Source organism: Hydrogenophaga borbori, assembly GCF_003417535.1.
Lineage (GTDB): Bacteria > Pseudomonadota > Gammaproteobacteria > Burkholderiales > Burkholderiaceae_C > Hydrogenophaga > Hydrogenophaga borbori.
In genome coordinates this window covers 601,807-618,800 of record NZ_QVLS01000001.1, presented here as the reverse complement: position 1 = coordinate 618,800, position 16,994 = coordinate 601,807, and the positions used below count along the sequence as shown (strand labels likewise).

Below are 16,994 nucleotides of genomic sequence, written 5' to 3'. Positions count from 1 at the left end.
CGCGGCGGGCGCCCTCAATGGCCTTCGAGCGTTTCCAGCAGTTCGGTCTCGATCTGGATCTGCCGCTTGTTCACCTGCAGCTCGGGCCCGCTGATGAGGAAGGTGTCCTCCACGCGTTCGCCCAGGGTGGTGATCTTGGCCAGCTGCACGCTGATCTCGTGGCGCGCCAGCACGCGCGAGATGCCGTAGAGCAGGCCCGCGCGGTCGCTGGCCGAGACCGACAGCAGCCAGCGCTGGGCCTTTTCGTCGGGCCGCAGGTCCACGCGCGGCGTGATCGGAAAGCTCTTCACGCGACGCGACAGCCGGCCCTTGGTGGGCGGCGGCAGCGGGCCGCGCTCGTCGATGACCTGTGGCAGCCGGGCCTCGACCATGGCCACCAGTTCGCGGTAGTGCTCGGCCATCTCGGGCACGATGACCTGGAAGGTGTCCAGGGCGTGGCCGGTCAGGGTGGTGTGCACGCGCGCGTCCAGGATGCTGAACTGCGACATGTCGAAGTAGCCGCAGATGCGCGCGAACAGGTCGGCCTGGTCGGCCGCGTACACCAGCACCTGCAGGCCTTCGCCGGCCGGTGAGAGGCGCGCGCGCACGATGGCGCGGCTGGGGTCGCGCCCGGGCTTGGCCAACTCGCGCGTGAGCACCCGCGTGTGCCAGGCGATCTCGTCGGCCTGGTGGCGCATGAAGTAGCTCACGTCCAGCGTGTCCCACAGCGCCTTGTGCGCGTTGTGGGGCAGGGCGTGCAGCGCGAGCATCTGCAACGCCTCGCGCTTGCGGCCTTCGATCTCGGCGCCCGGGTCGGGCGCGCGCCCGCCCAGCACGCGCAGCGTGTAGCGGTACAGGTCTTCCAGCAGCTTGCCCTTCCAGGCATTCCACACCTTGGGGCTGGTGCCGCGGATGTCGGCCACGGTGAGCAGGTACAGCGCCGTGAGGCGGCGCTCGTCGCCCACGCGCTGCGCGAAGGCGGCGATGACGTCGGGGTCGGACAGATCGGCCTTTTGCGCCAGCCGGCTCATGGTGAGGTGCTCGGCCACCAGGAATTCGATCAGGCGCGTGTCCTCGCGCGGGATGCCGTGCTGTCGGCAGAAGCTGCGCACGTCGTGCGCGCCGAGCTCGGAGTGGTCGCCGCCGCGGCCCTTGGCGATGTCGTGGAAGAGGGCGGCGATGTAGAGCAGCCAGGGCTTGTCCCAGCCGGCCGCGAGCTGCGAGCAGAAGGGGTACTCGTGCGAGTGCTCGGGGATGAAGAAGCGGCGCATGTTGCGCAGCACCATCAGGATGTGCTGGTCCACGGTGTAGACGTGGAACAGGTCGTGCTGCATCTGCCCCACGATGTGGCGGAACACCCAGAGGTAGCGGCCCAGCACCGAGGTCTGGTTCATCAGCCGCATGGCGTGCGTGATGCCCTGCGGCTCCATCAGGATGCGCAGGAAGAGGGCGCGATTGGTCGGGTCGGCGCGGAACTTCGCGTTCATCACCGGGCGCGCGTTGTACAGCGCGCGCAGGGTGCGCGCCGACAGGCCCTTGATGCCGACCGTGGTCTGGTAGATGTGAAAGGTTTCGAGGATGGCGTGCGGCTGCTGGAAGTAGAGGTTGTCGCTGGCCACCTCCAGCATGCCGGCCTTGTCGAAGAAGCGCTCGTTGATGGGGCGCAGGCGCATCACGCCGGGCTCGGTGTCGCCCAGGCGCTCCTCGATGTTGAGCAGCAGGATCTGGTTGAGCTGCGCGACCGCCTTGGCCGCCCAGTAGTAGCGCTTCATCAGCGCCTCGCTGGCGCGGCGCGTGCCGCGCGGGTTGGTCTCGCCGGGCGCGGGCAGCTGGGGCTTGAAGCCGAAGGTCTCGGCCACGGCGGTCTGCAGGTCGAAGACCAGGCGGTCTTCGCGGCGGTGGGCGAGCAGGTGCAGGCGCGCGCGGATCAGGCTCAGCAGGGCCTCGTTGGCCTTGATCTGGCGCGCCTCCAGCGGCGTGGCCAGGCCGCGGCGGGCGAGCTCGTCCCAGCTGCGGCCCAGGCCGGCGGCCTTTGCCACCCAGAGGATCATCTGCAGGTCGCGCAGGCCGCCGGGCGACTCCTTGCAATTGGGCTCCAGCGCGTAGGGCGTGTTCTCGAACTTGTGGTGGCGCTGGCGCATCTCCAGCGTCTTGGCCACGAAGAAGGCCTTGGGGTCCATGGCCTCGCCCAGGCGGCCCACCAGGCGCCGGAAGCCCGCCTGGTGGCCGGCGATGAGCCGGCATTCGAGCAGCGAGGTCTGGACGGTCACGTCCTTCTCGGCTTCGGTGGCGCACTCGTCGACGGTGCGCACGCTGGAGCCGATTTCCAGGCCGAGGTCCCAGCAGGCGCCGATGAAGCCCTCGATGCGGGCCTTGAGGGTGTCGTCGGCGTCGGGCTCGCAGCCCTCGGGCAGCAGCACCAGCACGTCGACGTCGGAATGCGGGAACAGCTCGCCGCGCCCATAGCCGCCCACGGCCACCAGGGCGAAGCGCGGGCCGAAGCCGGCGCGCTGCCACAGCGTGCGCAGGGTCTGGTCGGTCAGGCGGGCGAGCTGGTGCAGGGCCTGGCGCACGCCGCGGGTGGAGGCACCCGTCTGCAGCAGGGCGGCGAACACCGCCTGCTTGTGCTCACGGTACTGCTGGCGCAGGCTGGCCAGGTCGTCCACCGGGACGCCCCTTCAGGCCGCGACGCTGGCCGGGGCCGGGTTCACGAAGGCCGGCGGCGCGATGTTGCCGGCCGACCAGGTGAGCACCTCGTAGCCGGTCTCGGTGACCAGCACGGTGTGCTCCCACTGGGCCGAGAGCGAGCGGTCGCGCGTGACGATGGTCCAGCCATCGCCCAGTTCCTTGATCTCGCGCCGGCCGGCGTTGATCATGGGCTCGATGGTGAAGGTCATGCCGGGCTTGAGTTCTTCCAGCGTGCCCGGGCGGCCGTAGTGCAGCACCTGGGGCTCTTCGTGGAAGCGCTGGCCGATGCCGTGGCCGCAGAACTCGCGCACCACGCTGAAGCCATTGCCTTCGGCGTAGGTCTGGATGGCGTGGCCGATGTCGCCCAGGCGCGCGCCCGGACGCACCAGCACGATGCCCTTCCACATGGCCTCGAAGGTCACCTGGCACAGGCGGCGGGCCTGGATCGAGCAGGCGGCCTCGCCGCCGATCAGGAACATGCGGCTGTTGTCGCCGTACCAGCCCTCGGGCGTGATGACGGTGACGTCGACGTTGAGGATGTCGCCCTTCTTGAGCGGTTTTTCGTTCGGGATGCCGTGGCAGACCACCTGGTTGATGGAGGTGCACAGGTGGCCGGGGTAGGGCGGGTAGCCGCTGGGCTGGTAGCCGATGGTGGCCGAGCGGGTGCCCTGCTGCTTCATGTAGTCGGCCGCGAGGCGGTCGATCTCGAGCGTGGTCATGCCGGGCTGGATCAGCGGCGTGAGGTAGTCCAGCACTTCGGAGGCGAGGCGGCAGGCGGTGCGCATGCCCTCGATGCCGGCGGCGTCCTTGTAGGTGATGCTCATGGGGCGCAATTATCCCACCGGACCCCGCCCGCACACCGCCCGCCGGGCCAATCGCCATGGGGGCGGCGGGTAGAATTCGAGGCTTCCCAACGCCTTAGCCAACCACTTCGCTTCGCGCGACCCGCACCGCTTGCCGGGGTCGAACCAAGAGGCACCACGGAACCGGCTTTGCCGGGCCGCAGGTGCCGCCCCCTGGAGGGGGTCGCGCGCAGCGCGGCGGGGGTGATTCCATTTCATGTCCCTGCACCTGCGCACTTTTGATGGCGGGCACGCCATCAGCGACTTCAAAGTCCAGCAGCTCCTCCCCCGTCTCCAAGCCATCCACGACAGGATCGTCGGCCTCAGCGCCCGTTTCGTGCACCTGGCGGCCTTCGACGCCGCGCCCGACACCGCCACCGGGCAGCGCCTGGGCGAGCTGCTCACCTACGGCGAGCCCGCGCAGCCCGCCCACCTGGCGCTCGAGACCGAGGGCGCGCCGGCCCTGCTGGTGATGCCACGCCTTGGCACCGTCTCGCCCTGGGCCTCCAAGGCCACCGACATCGCCCGCAACTGTGGCCTGGTGGTGCACCGGGTGGAGCGCCTCATCGAGTACCGCCTGGCGCTCAAGCCCGGCCTGCTCGGCGGCAAGCCCAGCCTCACGCCGGAGCAGACCTGGGCCGTGGCCAGCCTGCTGCACGACCGCATGACAGAGGCCGTGGTGGCCACGCGCGAGGAAGCCCACGCCCTGTTCACCGAGCTGCAGGCCGCGCCCATGGAGCGCGTGGACGTGCTGGGTGGTGGCCGGGCGGCGCTGGAGCGCGCCAACGCCGACTGGGGCCTGGCCCTGGCCGAGGACGAGATTCAGTACCTCATCGAGGCCTTCCAGGGCCTGGGCCGCAACCCCACCGACGTGGAGTTGATGATGTTCGCGCAGGCCAACAGCGAGCATTGCCGCCACAAGATCTTCAACGCCCAGTTCACCATCGACGGGGTGGCGCAGGACAAGAGCCTGTTCGGCATGATCCGCCACACCCACCAGAGCAGCCCGCAGCACACGGTGATCGCCTACGCCGACAACGCCTCGGTGATGGAAGGCCACGCGGTGCAGCGTTTCGTGGCGCGCTACGACGGCGGCCAGGCGCCGGCCTACCGCGCCGAGCCCATCACCCAGCACGTGCTCATGAAGGTGGAGACGCACAACCACCCCACGGCCATCTCGCCTTTCCCGGGCGCCTCGACCGGCGCCGGCGGCGAGATCCGCGACGAGGGCGCCACCGGCCGCGGCGCCAAGCCCAAGGCAGGCCTCACGGGCTTCACGGTCGGCAAGCTCTGGGGCGGTCTGAGCGACCAGCCGGGCGGCAAGCCCGAGCACATCGCCAGCCCGCTGCAGATCATGACCGAGGGCCCGCTGGGTGGCGCGGCCTTCAACAACGAGTTCGGCCGGCCCAACCTGCTGGGTTACTTCCGCGAGTACGAACAGCTCGTGGACGGCGTGCAGCGCGGCTACCACAAGCCCATCATGATCGCCGGCGGCGTCGGCACCATCGACGCCCGCCTGACGAAGAAGGTGCTGTTCCCGGCCGGCACGCTGCTCATCCAGCTCGGCGGCCCGGGCATGAAGATCGGCATGGGCGGCGGCGCGGCCAGCTCCATGGCCACCGGCACCAACGCCGCCTCGCTCGACTTCGATTCGGTGCAGCGCGGCAACCCCGAGATCGAGCGGCGCGCGCAGGAGGTCATCAACCACTGCTGGGCGCAGGGGGAGAAGAACCCCATCCTCGCCATCCACGACGTGGGCGCGGGCGGCCTGTCCAACGCCTTCCCCGAAATCACCCACGACGCCGGCCGCGGCGCGCGCTTCGACCTGCGCGCCGTGCCGCTGGAAGAAAGCGGTCTGGCGCCCAAGGAGATCTGGAGCAACGAAAGCCAGGAGCGCTACGTGCTGGCGATCGCGCCCGACTCTCTGCCACAGTTCCAGGCCTTCTGCGAGCGCGAGCGCTGTCCCTTCGCGGTGGTGGGCGTGGCCACCGAGGAACGCCAGCTGCAGCTGGTGGACGAAGGCCAGGACAGCCCGGTCGACATGCCCATGGACGTGCTGCTCGGCAAGCCGCCCAAGATGCACCGCGACGTGACGACCGTGGCGCGCCAGTCGCCGGCCCTCGACCTCACCGGCGTCGACCTGCAGAAGAGCGTGATCGACGTGCTGAGCCACCCCACGGTGGCCTCCAAGCGCTTCCTCGTCACCATTGGCGACCGCACGGTGGGGGCCTTCAGCCACCGCGACCAGATGGTCGGCCCCTGGCAGCTGCCCGTGGCCGACTGCGCCGTGACCCTGGCCGACCACGCCGGCTTCGCGGGCGAGGCCATGGCCATGGGCGAGCGCACGCCGCTGGCCGCCACCAACGGCGCCGCCTCGGGCCGCATGGCCGTGGCCGAGGCCATCACCAACCTGCTGGCCGCGCCGATCGAACTGCCGCGCGTGAAGCTCAGCGCCAACTGGATGGCGGCCTGCGGCGAACCCGGCGAGGACGCCACCCTGTACGAGACCGTGAAGGCCGTGGGCATGGAGCTGTGCCCCGCGCTGGACGTGTCCATCCCCGTGGGCAAGGACAGCCTGTCCATGCGCACCCAGTGGCAGGCCGATGGGCAGACGAAGAAGGTCACCGCGCCGGTGAGCCTGATCGTCAGCGCCTTCGCCTCGCTGGCCGACGTGCGCGGCACCTTCACGCCCCAGCTGAACCGCGACATCGACGACACCACCCTGGTGCTGGTCGACCTCGGCAAGGGCCGCCACCGCCTGGGCGGCAGCGTGCTGGCCCAGACCCTGGGCCACCCCGGTGGCGAGGTGCCCGACCTGGACAGCCCACAGGACCTGAAGAACCTGGTGAACGCGGTGAACGCCCTGCGCGCGCAGGGTCGCGTGCTGGCCTACCACGACCGCAGCGACGGTGGCCTGCTGGCCGCCGTGGCCGAGATGGCCTTCGCTGGGCGGGTGGGCGTGGCGCTCAACATCGACCAACTGATCACCGAGGGCGACGGCATCAGCGACAGCCGCGCCGAGACCGGCGACGCCAAGAACTGGGCCCAGCAGGTCGGCGCGCGGCGCGAAGAGCTCACGCTGCGGGCCCTGTTCAACGAAGAGCTGGGCGTGGTGCTGCAGGTGCGCACCGAACAGCGCAACGAGGTGATGCAGGTGCTGCGCGAGCACGGCCTGTCCAAGCACAGCCACTTCATCGGCAAAGTGCAGAGCCGGGCGTGGCCGCCAGCGTCCGCGCGCGGCCCCGCCGGTTCCGCCAGGGACGCCGGCACGGGCGAGCTGCAGGTCTGGCGCGACACCAAGGCGGTCTTCAGTGCCCGGCTGTCCGACCTGCAGCAGGTCTGGGACAGCGTGAGCTGGAAGATCAACCAGCGGCGCGACAACCCCGAGTGCGCCGACGCCGAGCACGCGGCGGCCGGCGACCCGGCCGACACCGGCCTGCACACGCACCTCACGTTCGACCCCAACGACGACGTGGCCGCGCCCTTCCTGAACCTCTCGCGCCCCCGGGTGGCGATCCTGCGCGAGCAGGGCGTCAACTCGCACGTGGAGATGGCCTGGTGCTTCACCCAGGCCGGCTTCGAGGCGCTGGACGTTCACATGACCGACCTGCAGGCCGGTCGCGCCGACCTGAAGGACGTGCGCGGCGTGGTGGCCTGTGGCGGCTTCAGCTATGGCGACACGCTGGGCGCGGGCATTGGCTGGGCGCGCTCCATCACCTTCAACCCGCGCCTGGCCGAGCAGTTCCAGGCCTTCTTCGCGCGAGCCGACACCTTCGGCCTGGGCGTGTGCAACGGCTGCCAGATGTTCGCCGAGCTGGCCGACATCATTCCCGGGGCCCAGGCCTGGCCGCGCTTCACCACCAACCGCAGCGAGCGTTTCGAAGCGCGCCTGTCGCAGGTGGAGGTGCTGGACTCGCCCAGCCTGTTCTTCCAGGGCATGGCCGGCACGCGCCTGCCCATCGCCGTGGCGCACGGCGAGGGCTACGCCAACTTCCGCCACCGGGGCGACCCGGCCCAGGCCATCGCCGCCATGCGCTTCGTCGACAGCCAGGGCCAGGCCACCGAGCGCTACCCCTACAACCCCAACGGCAGCCCGGCCGGCCTCACCGCCGTCACCACCGCCGATGGCCGCTTCACCGCGCTCATGCCGCACCCCGAGCGCGTCTTCCGCAACGCGCTCATGAGCTGGACCGATCAGGACGTGTCCGCCCCCAGCGGCTGGACGCGCCTGTGGCGCAACGCGCGCCGCTGGGTGGGCTGAACATGTCCCCCCCGAAGCGCCTGCGGCGCCTCCCCCCAGGGGGCAACACCTGCAGCCCGGCAAAGCCGGTTCTGCGGTGTTCCCGATGAAGGCACGGCGCATGGCACGCACCCACACACTAGACCCTTCCACGATCGCGGCCTACGCGCGCGACGGCGCCGTGGTGCTGCGCGGCGTCTTCACCCCGGCGGAGCTGCGGCGCCTGGAGGAGGGCATCGAGCACAACCTGGCGCACCTGAGCCCGCTGGCCCTGGTGGCCAGCGAACCCGACGACCCGGGCCGCTTCGTCGAGGACTTCTGCACCTGGACCGACAACCCGGCCTATGCGGACGTGCTGCGCCACTCCGCGCTGCCGCACCTCTCGGCCCAGCTCATGGGCAGCCGCCAGGTGCGGCTCTACCACGACCACCTGCTGGTCAAGGAAGCCGGCACGCGCCAGCCCACGCCCTGGCACCAGGACCAGCCCTACTACAACGTGGACGGCGCGCAGAACGTGAGCTTCTGGATCCCGGTGGACCCGGTGCCGCTGGCCAGCACGCTGCGCTTCGTGGCCGGCTCGCACCACGGCACCTGGTACATGCCGCGCACCTTCCGCGATCAGCAGGCCAAGTGGTTCCCTGAAGGCACGCTGGCCGAGCTGCCGCCGGTGGAGCAGGAGCCGCAGCGCTATCCCCAGCTGGCCTGGGCCCTGGAGCCCGGCGACTGCGTGGCCTTCCACATGCTCGCGCTGCACGCCTCCAGCGGCACCGGCCCGGGCGCGCGCCGCCGCGTATTCTCGGCCCGCTACCTGGGCGACGACAGCGTGCACGCGCCGCGCCGTTGGCGCACCTCTCCCCCGTTTCCCGGGCTGGACGCCCGCCTGCCCCCCGGCGCGGCCATGGACGACCCCCTGTTTCCCCTGGTCTGGCCTTCGGCGCCTACCTGAACCTGCGGAGCCCCCATGGCCGGTACCAGCCTGCTCGCCCTCATCGACGACATCGCCACGCTGCTCGACGACGTCTCGCTCATGACCAAGGTCGCGGCCAAGAAGACGGCGGGCGTGCTGGGCGACGACCTCGCGCTCAACGCCCAGCAGGTCACCGGCGTGAAAGCCGACCGCGAGCTGCCCGTGGTGTGGGCCGTGGCCAAGGGTTCGCTGCTCAACAAGGCCATCCTGGTGCCGGCGGCGCTGCTCATCAGCGCCTTCGTGCCCGCGCTCATCACGCCACTGCTCATGCTCGGGGGCCTGTTCCTGTGCTTCGAGGGCGTGGAGAAGCTGGTCCACGCGCTGGGCGCACACAAGGCCGAGGACACGAAGGGCCGCGAGGCGCTGGTGAGGGCCGCGGCCGACCAGGCCGTGGACCTCGTGGCCTACGAGAAGGACAAGATCAAGGGCGCCATCCGCACCGACTTCATTCTCTCGGCCGAAATCATCGTCATCAGCCTGGGCACGGTGGCCAGTGCCACCATGGGCCAGCGCATCGGCGTGCTGGTGGGCATCGCGGTGGTGATGACCGCGGGCGTGTACGGCCTGGTGGCCGGCATCGTGAAGCTCGACGACCTGGGCCTGCACCTGAACCGGCAGGCGCAGGCCTGGAAGCAGGCCATCGGTCGCGGCATCCTGGCCTTCGCGCCCTGGCTGATGAAGTCGCTGTCGGTGCTGGGCACGGCCGCCATGTTCCTGGTGGGCGGCGGCATCCTGCTGCACGGCCTGCCGCTGCTGGCGCACGGCGTGGACACCTGGGCCGAAAGCCTGGGCTGGTTCGGCGCCTTCGTGCCCAGCCTGGCCGGCGCGCTGGTGGGCATCGCGGCCGGCGCGGTGGTGGTGGGCGTGGTGGAAGTGGTCAAGCGCCTGCGCGGCGCGCGAGCCAAGGCCGGCTGAGCCCTGCGGCCTTGACATGGGTCAAGGCGCCGTGGCGGGCGCGGCATAGACTGGATTGGCCCACCGATCCTCCGCAGGAGTCCTGCCATGAACAGCACCGCCACTGCCGATCAAGCGCCCCTGACCAACTTCACGCAATGCCACGCGGGCATCGTGCGCCGGCTGCACGCGCTCGATGAGTTGCCCGCGCTGCTGGAGCCCGCGATGCGGGCCCGGCGCATTGCCGAGGAATCGCTCGCCTTTTTTCGCGAAGCCATCTTCGAGCACCACCTCGACGAGGAGCGCGAACTCTTTCCCGCCGTGCTGGCCAGCGCCGAGCCGGGGCCGGAGCGCGAGCGCGCGCAACGCCTGGTGGAGCACCTGACCACCCAGCACCGTCAGCTGGAGGCGCTGTGGCGCTCGCTGGAGCGCGAGCTCAAGCGCGTGGCGCGCGGGCAGGACAGCGAACTCGACGTCGGCGATGTGCGCCGGCTGGTGGCGGACTACACCGCGCACGCGCGGCTGGAAGAGACGGAGTTCCTGCCGCTGGCCGAGACCATCCTCGGGCGCAACGGCAACCACATGGCGGCGCTCGGCCTGTCGCTGCACCTGCGGCATGCGCCGCAGCCGGTGCCCTACGTCTGAACGACTGCGGGTTATTGCCTAGAGCCGCGCCGACGCGCACGGCCTATGCTCCGCAAATCACTCACATGTGAGTGATTTGCGGCGGACGCCGTTGTCCGCTGGAAAAAACATCCAGGAGACAAGGCATGACATTCTTCCGATGGGCCGGCGCGGCGCTGCTGTGCGTCGCGGCCTTGAGCGGCCACGCGCAGGACAACTTCCCCAACAAGACCATCCGCATCGTCATTCCGTACGCGGCCGGTGGCGGCGTCGACGCCGCCGCGCGCCTGGTCGCCCAGTCGCTGGGCGACGCGATGGGGCAGAGCGTGATCGTCGAGGCCAAACCCGGCGGCAACACGGTCATCGGCGCCTCCACCGTCGCGCGCGCCGCGCCCGATGGCTACACGCTGCTGCTCACCGGCGGCTCGACCATGACCCTGCTGCCGCTTACCCAGGCCAAGCTGGCGTTCGATCCCCTGAAAGACTTCGCGCCCATCGGGCTGGTGTCGCGCCTGCCGTTTTTCCTCACGGTGTCCAGCACCCAACCGTACAAGACGGTGAAGGAATTGTTCGCCGATCCGAAGATGAAGGACGGCTCGCTGGCCTACGCCAGCAACGGCGTGGGCTCGATGGCCCACGTGGGCACCGAGATGCTGGTGCAGAGCGCGGGCGCGAAGATGATCCACGTGCCCTACAACGGCTTCACGCCGGCGATCGCCGACCTCGTCACCGGCCGCGCCATCATGGTGATGGCCGATCTGGCGCCGCTCAGCGGCCAGATCAAGTCTGGTGGCCTGCGCCCGCTGGCCGTGGCCTCGCTGAAGCGCTCGCCCTTCCTGCCCGACGTGCCGACCCTGGCCGAGGCGGGCTACCCCGGCACCGAGTACGAGGTCTGGTTGGCCCTGTACGCCCCGGCGGGAACGCCCGCGGGCGTGCTCAAGCGCCTGTCGGGCGAACTGGAAAAGGCCCTGGCCGTGCCGGCCACGCGCGAGGCCTTCGCCAAGCTCGGCCACGAAAGCGACTTCGTGGGCCCCGAAGGCATCCGCCAACGCATCCAGGCCGAACAGAAGGCCTTCGCGCCCGCCGTGCGCGCCGCCGGCCTGGCCGCCCCGACCAACTGACAGGACCCCATGCTCCCCGACAGCCCCCACGGCGCCGCGCGCACCGCCGCCCACCACCTGCTCCAGGCCCTGCTGGATCGCGGCATCGAGTACCTGTTCTGCAACCTCGGCACCGACCACGCGCCCCTCATCGAAGAGATGGCGCGCTGGCGCGAAGAAGGCCGGCGGCTGCCTGAACTGGTGCTGTGCCCGCACGAGAACACCGCGATCCACATGGCCGGCGGTTACGCGGTGGCCACCGGGCGCGGCCAGGCCGTGCTGGTGCACGTGGACGCGGGCACGGCCAACGCCGCGATGGGGCTGCACAACCTGTTCCGCGCGCGCGTGCCCATCCTGCTGATGGCCGGCCGCGCGCCGGCCACCACCTTCAACGGCGTGGACGGCGGGCGCGACACCTACGTGCATTTCGTGCAGGAGCCCTTCGACCAGGGCAGCGTGGTGCGGCCCTACGTGAAGTGGGAGTACACGCTGCCCTGGCCGTCGATGGCCGAGGAGGTCATCGCCCGCGCGCACGCCGTGATGCAGAGCGATCCGCCCGGTCCCGTGTACCTCATGCTCCCGCGCGAGGTGCTGGCCGCGCAGTGCCCGCCGCAGGAGCTGCGGCCGTTCCCCGCCGCGCGCCACCCGCCCGTGCGCGCGGGCATCGCCCGGCCCGATGACATCCGCCGCATCGCCGAGCGCCTGGTGGCCAGCGAGGACCCCTTGCTCGTCACCGGCTATGCCGGTCGCAACCCGCGCGTGCCGGCCCTCGTGGAGGCGCTGGCCACGCGGGTGGGCATGCGCGTGTGCGAGTTCAACAGCGTGCACCTGAACATCCGCCGCGACAGCCCATGCTTCGGCGGCTACCTGCCCGGGCCGTTCGCCGAGCGCGCCGACGTTGGCCTGATGCTGGACGTGGACGTGCCCTGGGTACCCAAGACCACGAACGTCAACCCCAAGGCCTGGTGGGCGCAGATCGACCTGGACGCGCTCAAGCGCGACATGCCCATGTGGGGCTTCGCCACCGACCTGCGGCTGGAGGGCGACAGCGAGCCGCTCCTGGCCGACCTCATCGAGGCCGTGTCGGCCCTGGCCACGCCGGCCTTCCAGGCGCGCGCCGCCGCGCGCCTGGCCCGGCTGGCGGCCGAGCACGCCGAGCGCGGTCGGCGCGTCGCCGAGGCCGCGCGCGCGCCGGGCGAGCCCGGCGCCATCAACGCCGCGCACCTGTGCGCCGCCATCCACAGCGCCCTGGGCGAGGACGACATCGTGCTCAACGAAGGCATTCGCCACACACTCACCGTGTTCGACCAGGTGCCGCGCCAGCGGCCGGGCACGCTGCTGGGCCTGCCGGGCGGCGGGCTGGGCTTTTCGGCCGGCATGGCGCTGGGCATGAAGCTCGCCCACCGGGGCCGCCGGGTGGTGCACTTCGTCGGCGACGGCACCTTCTACTTCAGCAACCCCACCTCCACTTATGCGGTGGCGCGCGAAGCCGGCACGCCCATCTTCACCGTCGTGCTCGACAACAGCGGCTGGGCCGCGGTGAAGGAATCGACGCTGCGCATGTACCCCAAGGGCCACGCTTTCCACAGCGGCGAGTTCGCCTCGGTGCTGCCGAGGGACATGGACTTTGCCGCCGTGGCCGAAGCGGCCGGCGCGCACGGCGAGCGCCTGAGCGAGCCGGGCGACATCGGCGCCGCCGTCGCGCGCTGCATCCGCGCGCTCGATGAGGGCCGCAGCGCGCTGCTGCACGCCCGCATCGCCCCCCTTTGAAGGAGACACCCGAATGAACACCCCATGGAGCACGGTCGCCGAGGCACAGGCCACCGTGGACAAGGCCGCCCAGGCCTTCGTGGCCTGGTCGCGCAGCGGACCGGGCCTGCGGCGCGAACTGCTCGGCAAGGCGGCCGATCTGCTGCAGGCGCGCGCCGAAGCTTTTGTCGAACGCATGGTGGCCGAGACCGCGACGTCGGTGGCCTGGGCGCAGTTCAACGTGAAGGGCGGCATCGCCGCGCTGCGCGAGGCGGCCGCGCTCACCACGCAGGTGGGGGGCGAGACCATCCCGTCCGACCAGCCCGGCTGCCTGGCGATGACGCTGCGCGTGCCCGTCGGCGTGGTGCTCGGCATCGCCCCCTGGAACGCGCCCCTGCTGCTGGGCCTGCGCGCGCTCATCGTGCCGCTGGCCTGCGGCAACACGGTGGTGATGAAGGCCTCCGAGGTCTGTCCCGACAGCCACCGCCTCATTGGCGAGCTGCTGAACGACGCGGGTTTTCCGCCCGGCGTGGTCAACGTCGTCGCGCACGACCCGGCGATCGCGCCCCAGGTGGTGGAGGCGCTGATCGCCCACCCGGCGGTGCGGCGCGTGAACTTCACCGGCTCCACCCGTACCGGACGCCTCATCGGCGCGCTGGCCGGCCAGCACCTCAAGCCCGCCTTGCTGGAGCTGGGCGGCAAGTCCCCGCTGGTGGTGCTGCGCGACGCCGACATCGATGCCGCGGTGAACGCCGCCGCCTTCGGCGCTTTCATGAACCAGGGGCAGATTTGCATGTCCACCGAGCGCATCGTGGTGGAGGAAGCCATCGCCGATCGCTTCGCGCAGGCCCTGGCGGACAAAACCGAGCGGCTCGCCACCGGCGAGGTGCCAGCGCTGGCCGGCGCGCTCATCAGTGAACGCGCCGCCGGGCAGGTGTCGGACCTGGTGGAGGACGCCCTGGCGCAGGGCGCGCGGCTGCTGGTGCCGCTGCGGCGCCAGGGCGCGCGCATCGCGCCGCTGGTGCTGGACCACGTGCGCCCCGGCATGAAGGTCTATGGCGACGAGTCCTTCGGCCCCATCGCCGCGATCGTGCGCGTGAACGACCTGGAGGAGGCGATCCGCGTCGCCAACGACACCGGGTACGGCCTGGCCGGCGCCGTGTTCGGACGCGACATCTCGCGCACCCTGCAGGTGGCGCAACGCCTCGAATGCGGCGTGTGTCACATCAACGCGCCCACCGTGCGCAGCGAACCGCAGCTGCCGTTCGGGGGCGTCAAGGACAGCGGGTACGGCCGCTTCGGCGGCAAGGCGGCCATCGCGGAGTTCACCGAGCTGCGCTCGATTACGATCCAGACCGAACCCCAGGTCTACCCCTTCTGACACCTTGCCCCGCCCCCGAACACCTCCCGCCAGCCCCGTTCCCCAGCCCGCTCCCCGCGCGCGCCGCAACCTGCCCTTGCTGTTGTTGCAAGCGCGCGGCGGGCTCATCGCCCGCTTTCGGCCCGTGCTCAAGAAGACGGGACTGACGGAGCAGCAGTTCCGCATCCTGCGCGCGCTCGACGTCTACGGCACGCTCGAGCCGCGCGAGATCTGTTCCATCTGCCACATCTCCAGCCCCAGCCTGGCCGGCGTGCTGGCCCGCATGGAGGCGCTGGACCTGGTCTGCCGCGAGCGCCTCAAGGGCGACCAGCGCCGCCAGCACGTCTCGCTCACGCCGCGCGCCGTGGGCATGTTCAAGGACGTCAGCGGCGACCTGGAGGACGTCTACCGCCAGCTGGAAGCCGATCTCGGCCCCGAGTTCGTGGCGGAGGTGTACGCCATGCTCGACCGCCTGCTGGCCGTGCTGCACCCCCCCGGCGACGCGGGGGCGGAGCCCGAGGACGCCTGACTCAGTGCGCGCCGCGCGCGCTGGGCCGCGTGCGGTGGAAGGTGATGGGACTGGCCGCCGCGGCCTTCATCACCGAGGGCTTGATGCGGCCCACCACGTGCATCTCGCAGGGCTTGCAGTCGAAACGCAGCGTGAGCTTCTCATTGTTGTGGGTGATCGTCAGCGGCTCGGCGCGCACCGTGCCCTGCACGCCGGTGACGCCCTTGGCCTGTTTGGGGCACAGGCTGAGCGAGAAGCGCACGCAGTGCTTGGTGATCATGAGGCTGACCTCGCCGGTCTCCTCGTGCGATTCGTAGGCGCTGGCGATCACCTTCACGCCGTGCTTTTCATAGAAGGCGCGCGCCCGGTGGTTGAACACATTGGCCAGGTAGGTCAGCGTGTCCTCGGGGTAGGGCGCGGGCGGCTCCACCGCCTGGCCGCGCGGCAGCCGCCGAAAGGCCTTGGCGCGCGCGGCTTCCAGCGCGGCCACGGCCTCGCGGCGCAGCGGGTTGAGCAGCGAAGCCGGCACGAACCAAGGTTCCTTGAAGGCGAGCGAGATGTCGATGGGCACGAACAGCGTGTCGCCCAGCCGGCCCAGGGCCTCGCGCAGCTTGTCGTGCGCCTGCGCGGCGTCGCGCGCGGGCGCCAGCGCGCAGGCCAGCTCGGCGTGGGCGGCATGGCCGTCTTCGTCGGTGAGGTCCAGGCGCAGGCCCTCGGCCGTGCGGGAGAGGGCCATCCAGACGCCGATGCGGCGCTCGGCGGACTTCTTCTCGAGCGCGCGCACCCAGTCCATGTCGCGGTTGCGGTTCACCACCGTGCCGCGCTTGAGGTGGCGCAGGCCCTCCAGGGCGTCCTTGGGAAAGACGCGGAAGCGGCCGGCTTGGCCGGTGGCTTCCGCGCGGTTGATCTGCAGGCCCACGAGTTCACGGTGCAGGTCCAGGTAGCACAGGCCGTCGCCGTTGTGGATGACCGTGGTGTCGTCGTCGCACTGCAGCTCCACCCAGTTCGGGCCCAGCTGCGTGACGAAGCCGATGGGGCGGCCCGGGTTCTTGGGCGTGTCGAAGGCGCCGATGTCGTCCTGGCGGCCGTTGACGAAGTAGTCGGTGAACTCGCGGTTGAAGTTCTGGTCGGGGTCGGGCGTGAAGCTGAAGTGGCAGCGCCCCGAGGAGGCGCGGCCCAGCTCGGGGCGCTCCTCCAGGATCTCGTCGAACAGCCGGCGGTAGTGCGCGGTGATGTTCTTGACGTAGCCCAGATCCTTGTAGCGGCCTTCGATCTTGAAGCTGCGCGCGCCGGCGTCGATGAGGGCGCGCAGGTTGCCGCTCTGGTTGTTGTCCTTCATCGAGAGCACGTGCTTGTCGTGCGCCACGATGCGGCCCTGGCTGTCCTTCACCTCGTAAGGCAGGCGGCAGGCCTGCGAGCAGTCGCCGCGGTTGGCGCTGCGGCCGGTGTGGGCATGGCTCACGTAGCACTGCCCGCTGTAGGCCACGCACAGCGCGCCGTGGATGAAGAACTCGACGATGCAGCGCTGCTCGTCCAGGGCCTCGTAGATGGCGCGGATCTGCGGCAGCGTGAGCTCGCGCGCCAGCACCAGCTTGGACAGGCCCGCGTTCTGCAGGAACACGGCCTTGTCCACCGTGCGGATGTCGGTCTGCGTGCTGGCGTGCAGCTGGATGGGCGGCAGGTCGATCTCCAGCAGGCCCATGTCCTGGATGATGAGCGCGTCGGTGCCCGCGTCGTAGAGCTGGTGGATGAGCCTGCGCGCGGGCTCCAGCTCGTCGTCGCGCAGGATGGTGTTGACCGTGACGTAGATGCGGCTGCCGAAGCGGTGCGCGTGCTTCGCCAGGCGAGCGATGTCCTGCACGCTGTTGTCGGCCGAGGTGCGCGCGCCGAACGAGGGCCCGCCAATGTAGACGGCGTCGGCGCCGTGGTTGACGGCCTCGATGCCGATGTCGGCCGTGCGGGCGGGGGAGAGCAGCTCGATCTGGTGGGGCAGCATGGGGGCGGGCAGAATCGCGGAACCGCGTATTGTCCCGGAGAAGGCCT

Annotated in this window: 11 protein-coding genes; 8 read left to right on the top strand and 3 right to left on the bottom strand. The window is 70.8% G+C overall.

The features are described from left to right. Nucleotides 1-14: 14 nt before the first annotated feature. Nucleotides 15-2,645 (bottom strand): [protein-PII] uridylyltransferase, encoded by a 2,631-nt coding sequence (locus DY262_RS02895; protein ID WP_116957455.1) that lies wholly within the window; start codon nt 2,643-2,645, stop codon nt 15-17. 12 nt (nt 2,646-2,657) lie between these two features. Then, nucleotides 2,658-3,491: a type I methionyl aminopeptidase gene (gene map, locus DY262_RS02890; protein ID WP_116957454.1), complete on the bottom strand. Its 834-nt coding sequence runs from the start codon at nt 3,489-3,491 to the stop codon at nt 2,658-2,660. A 235-nt stretch (nt 3,492-3,726) separates the two neighbouring features. Between map and purL the strand changes: the two genes are divergently transcribed. The 8 genes from purL to hpaR all read left to right on the top strand — a co-directional run bounded on the left by purL (nt 3,727) and on the right by hpaR (nt 14,972). Next, nucleotides 3,727-7,770 carry a phosphoribosylformylglycinamidine synthase gene (gene purL / locus DY262_RS02880; RefSeq protein ID WP_116957452.1) on the top strand — a complete coding sequence of 1,348 codons (4,044 nt, stop codon included), beginning with the start codon at nt 3,727-3,729 and terminating at the stop codon, nt 7,768-7,770. Nucleotides 7,771-7,870: 100 nt separating this feature from the next. Next, the gene (locus DY262_RS02875) at nt 7,871-8,695 is read left to right on the top strand and encodes a phytanoyl-CoA dioxygenase family protein (RefSeq protein WP_116957451.1); all 825 of its coding nucleotides are present in this window, start codon (nt 7,871-7,873) and stop codon (nt 8,693-8,695) included. 15 nt (nt 8,696-8,710) lie between these two features. Further along, on the top strand, nt 8,711-9,631 hold the full coding sequence (locus DY262_RS02870) for a DUF808 domain-containing protein (protein WP_116957450.1): 921 nt from the start codon (nt 8,711-8,713) through the stop codon (nt 9,629-9,631). An 87-nt stretch (nt 9,632-9,718) separates the two neighbouring features. After that, nucleotides 9,719-10,255: a hemerythrin domain-containing protein gene (locus tag DY262_RS02865; RefSeq protein WP_116957449.1), complete on the top strand. Its 537-nt coding sequence runs from the start codon at nt 9,719-9,721 to the stop codon at nt 10,253-10,255. A 125-nt stretch (nt 10,256-10,380) separates the two neighbouring features. Then, nucleotides 10,381-11,355 carry a Bug family tripartite tricarboxylate transporter substrate binding protein gene (locus DY262_RS02860; RefSeq protein WP_116957448.1) on the top strand — a complete coding sequence of 325 codons (975 nt, stop codon included), beginning with the start codon at nt 10,381-10,383 and terminating at the stop codon, nt 11,353-11,355. A 9-nt stretch (nt 11,356-11,364) separates the two neighbouring features. Then, nucleotides 11,365-13,104, top strand: coding sequence for a thiamine pyrophosphate-requiring protein (locus DY262_RS02855; protein ID WP_116957447.1), 1,740 nt, complete (start codon nt 11,365-11,367; stop codon nt 13,102-13,104). 13 nt (nt 13,105-13,117) lie between these two features. Next, nucleotides 13,118-14,464 (top strand): aldehyde dehydrogenase, encoded by a 1,347-nt coding sequence (locus DY262_RS02850; RefSeq protein WP_116957446.1) that lies wholly within the window; start codon nt 13,118-13,120, stop codon nt 14,462-14,464. A gap of 4 nt (nt 14,465-14,468) precedes the next feature. Beyond that, the gene (gene hpaR / locus DY262_RS02845) at nt 14,469-14,972 is read left to right on the top strand and encodes a homoprotocatechuate degradation operon regulator HpaR (protein WP_116957445.1); all 504 of its coding nucleotides are present in this window, start codon (nt 14,469-14,471) and stop codon (nt 14,970-14,972) included. 1 nt (nt 14,973) lies between these two features. Here hpaR and DY262_RS02840 read toward each other — a convergent pair whose 3' ends face one another. Next, nucleotides 14,974-16,947: a peptidase U32 family protein gene (locus tag DY262_RS02840; RefSeq protein ID WP_116957444.1), complete on the bottom strand. Its 1,974-nt coding sequence runs from the start codon at nt 16,945-16,947 to the stop codon at nt 14,974-14,976. Nucleotides 16,948-16,994: the final 47 nt, after the last annotated feature.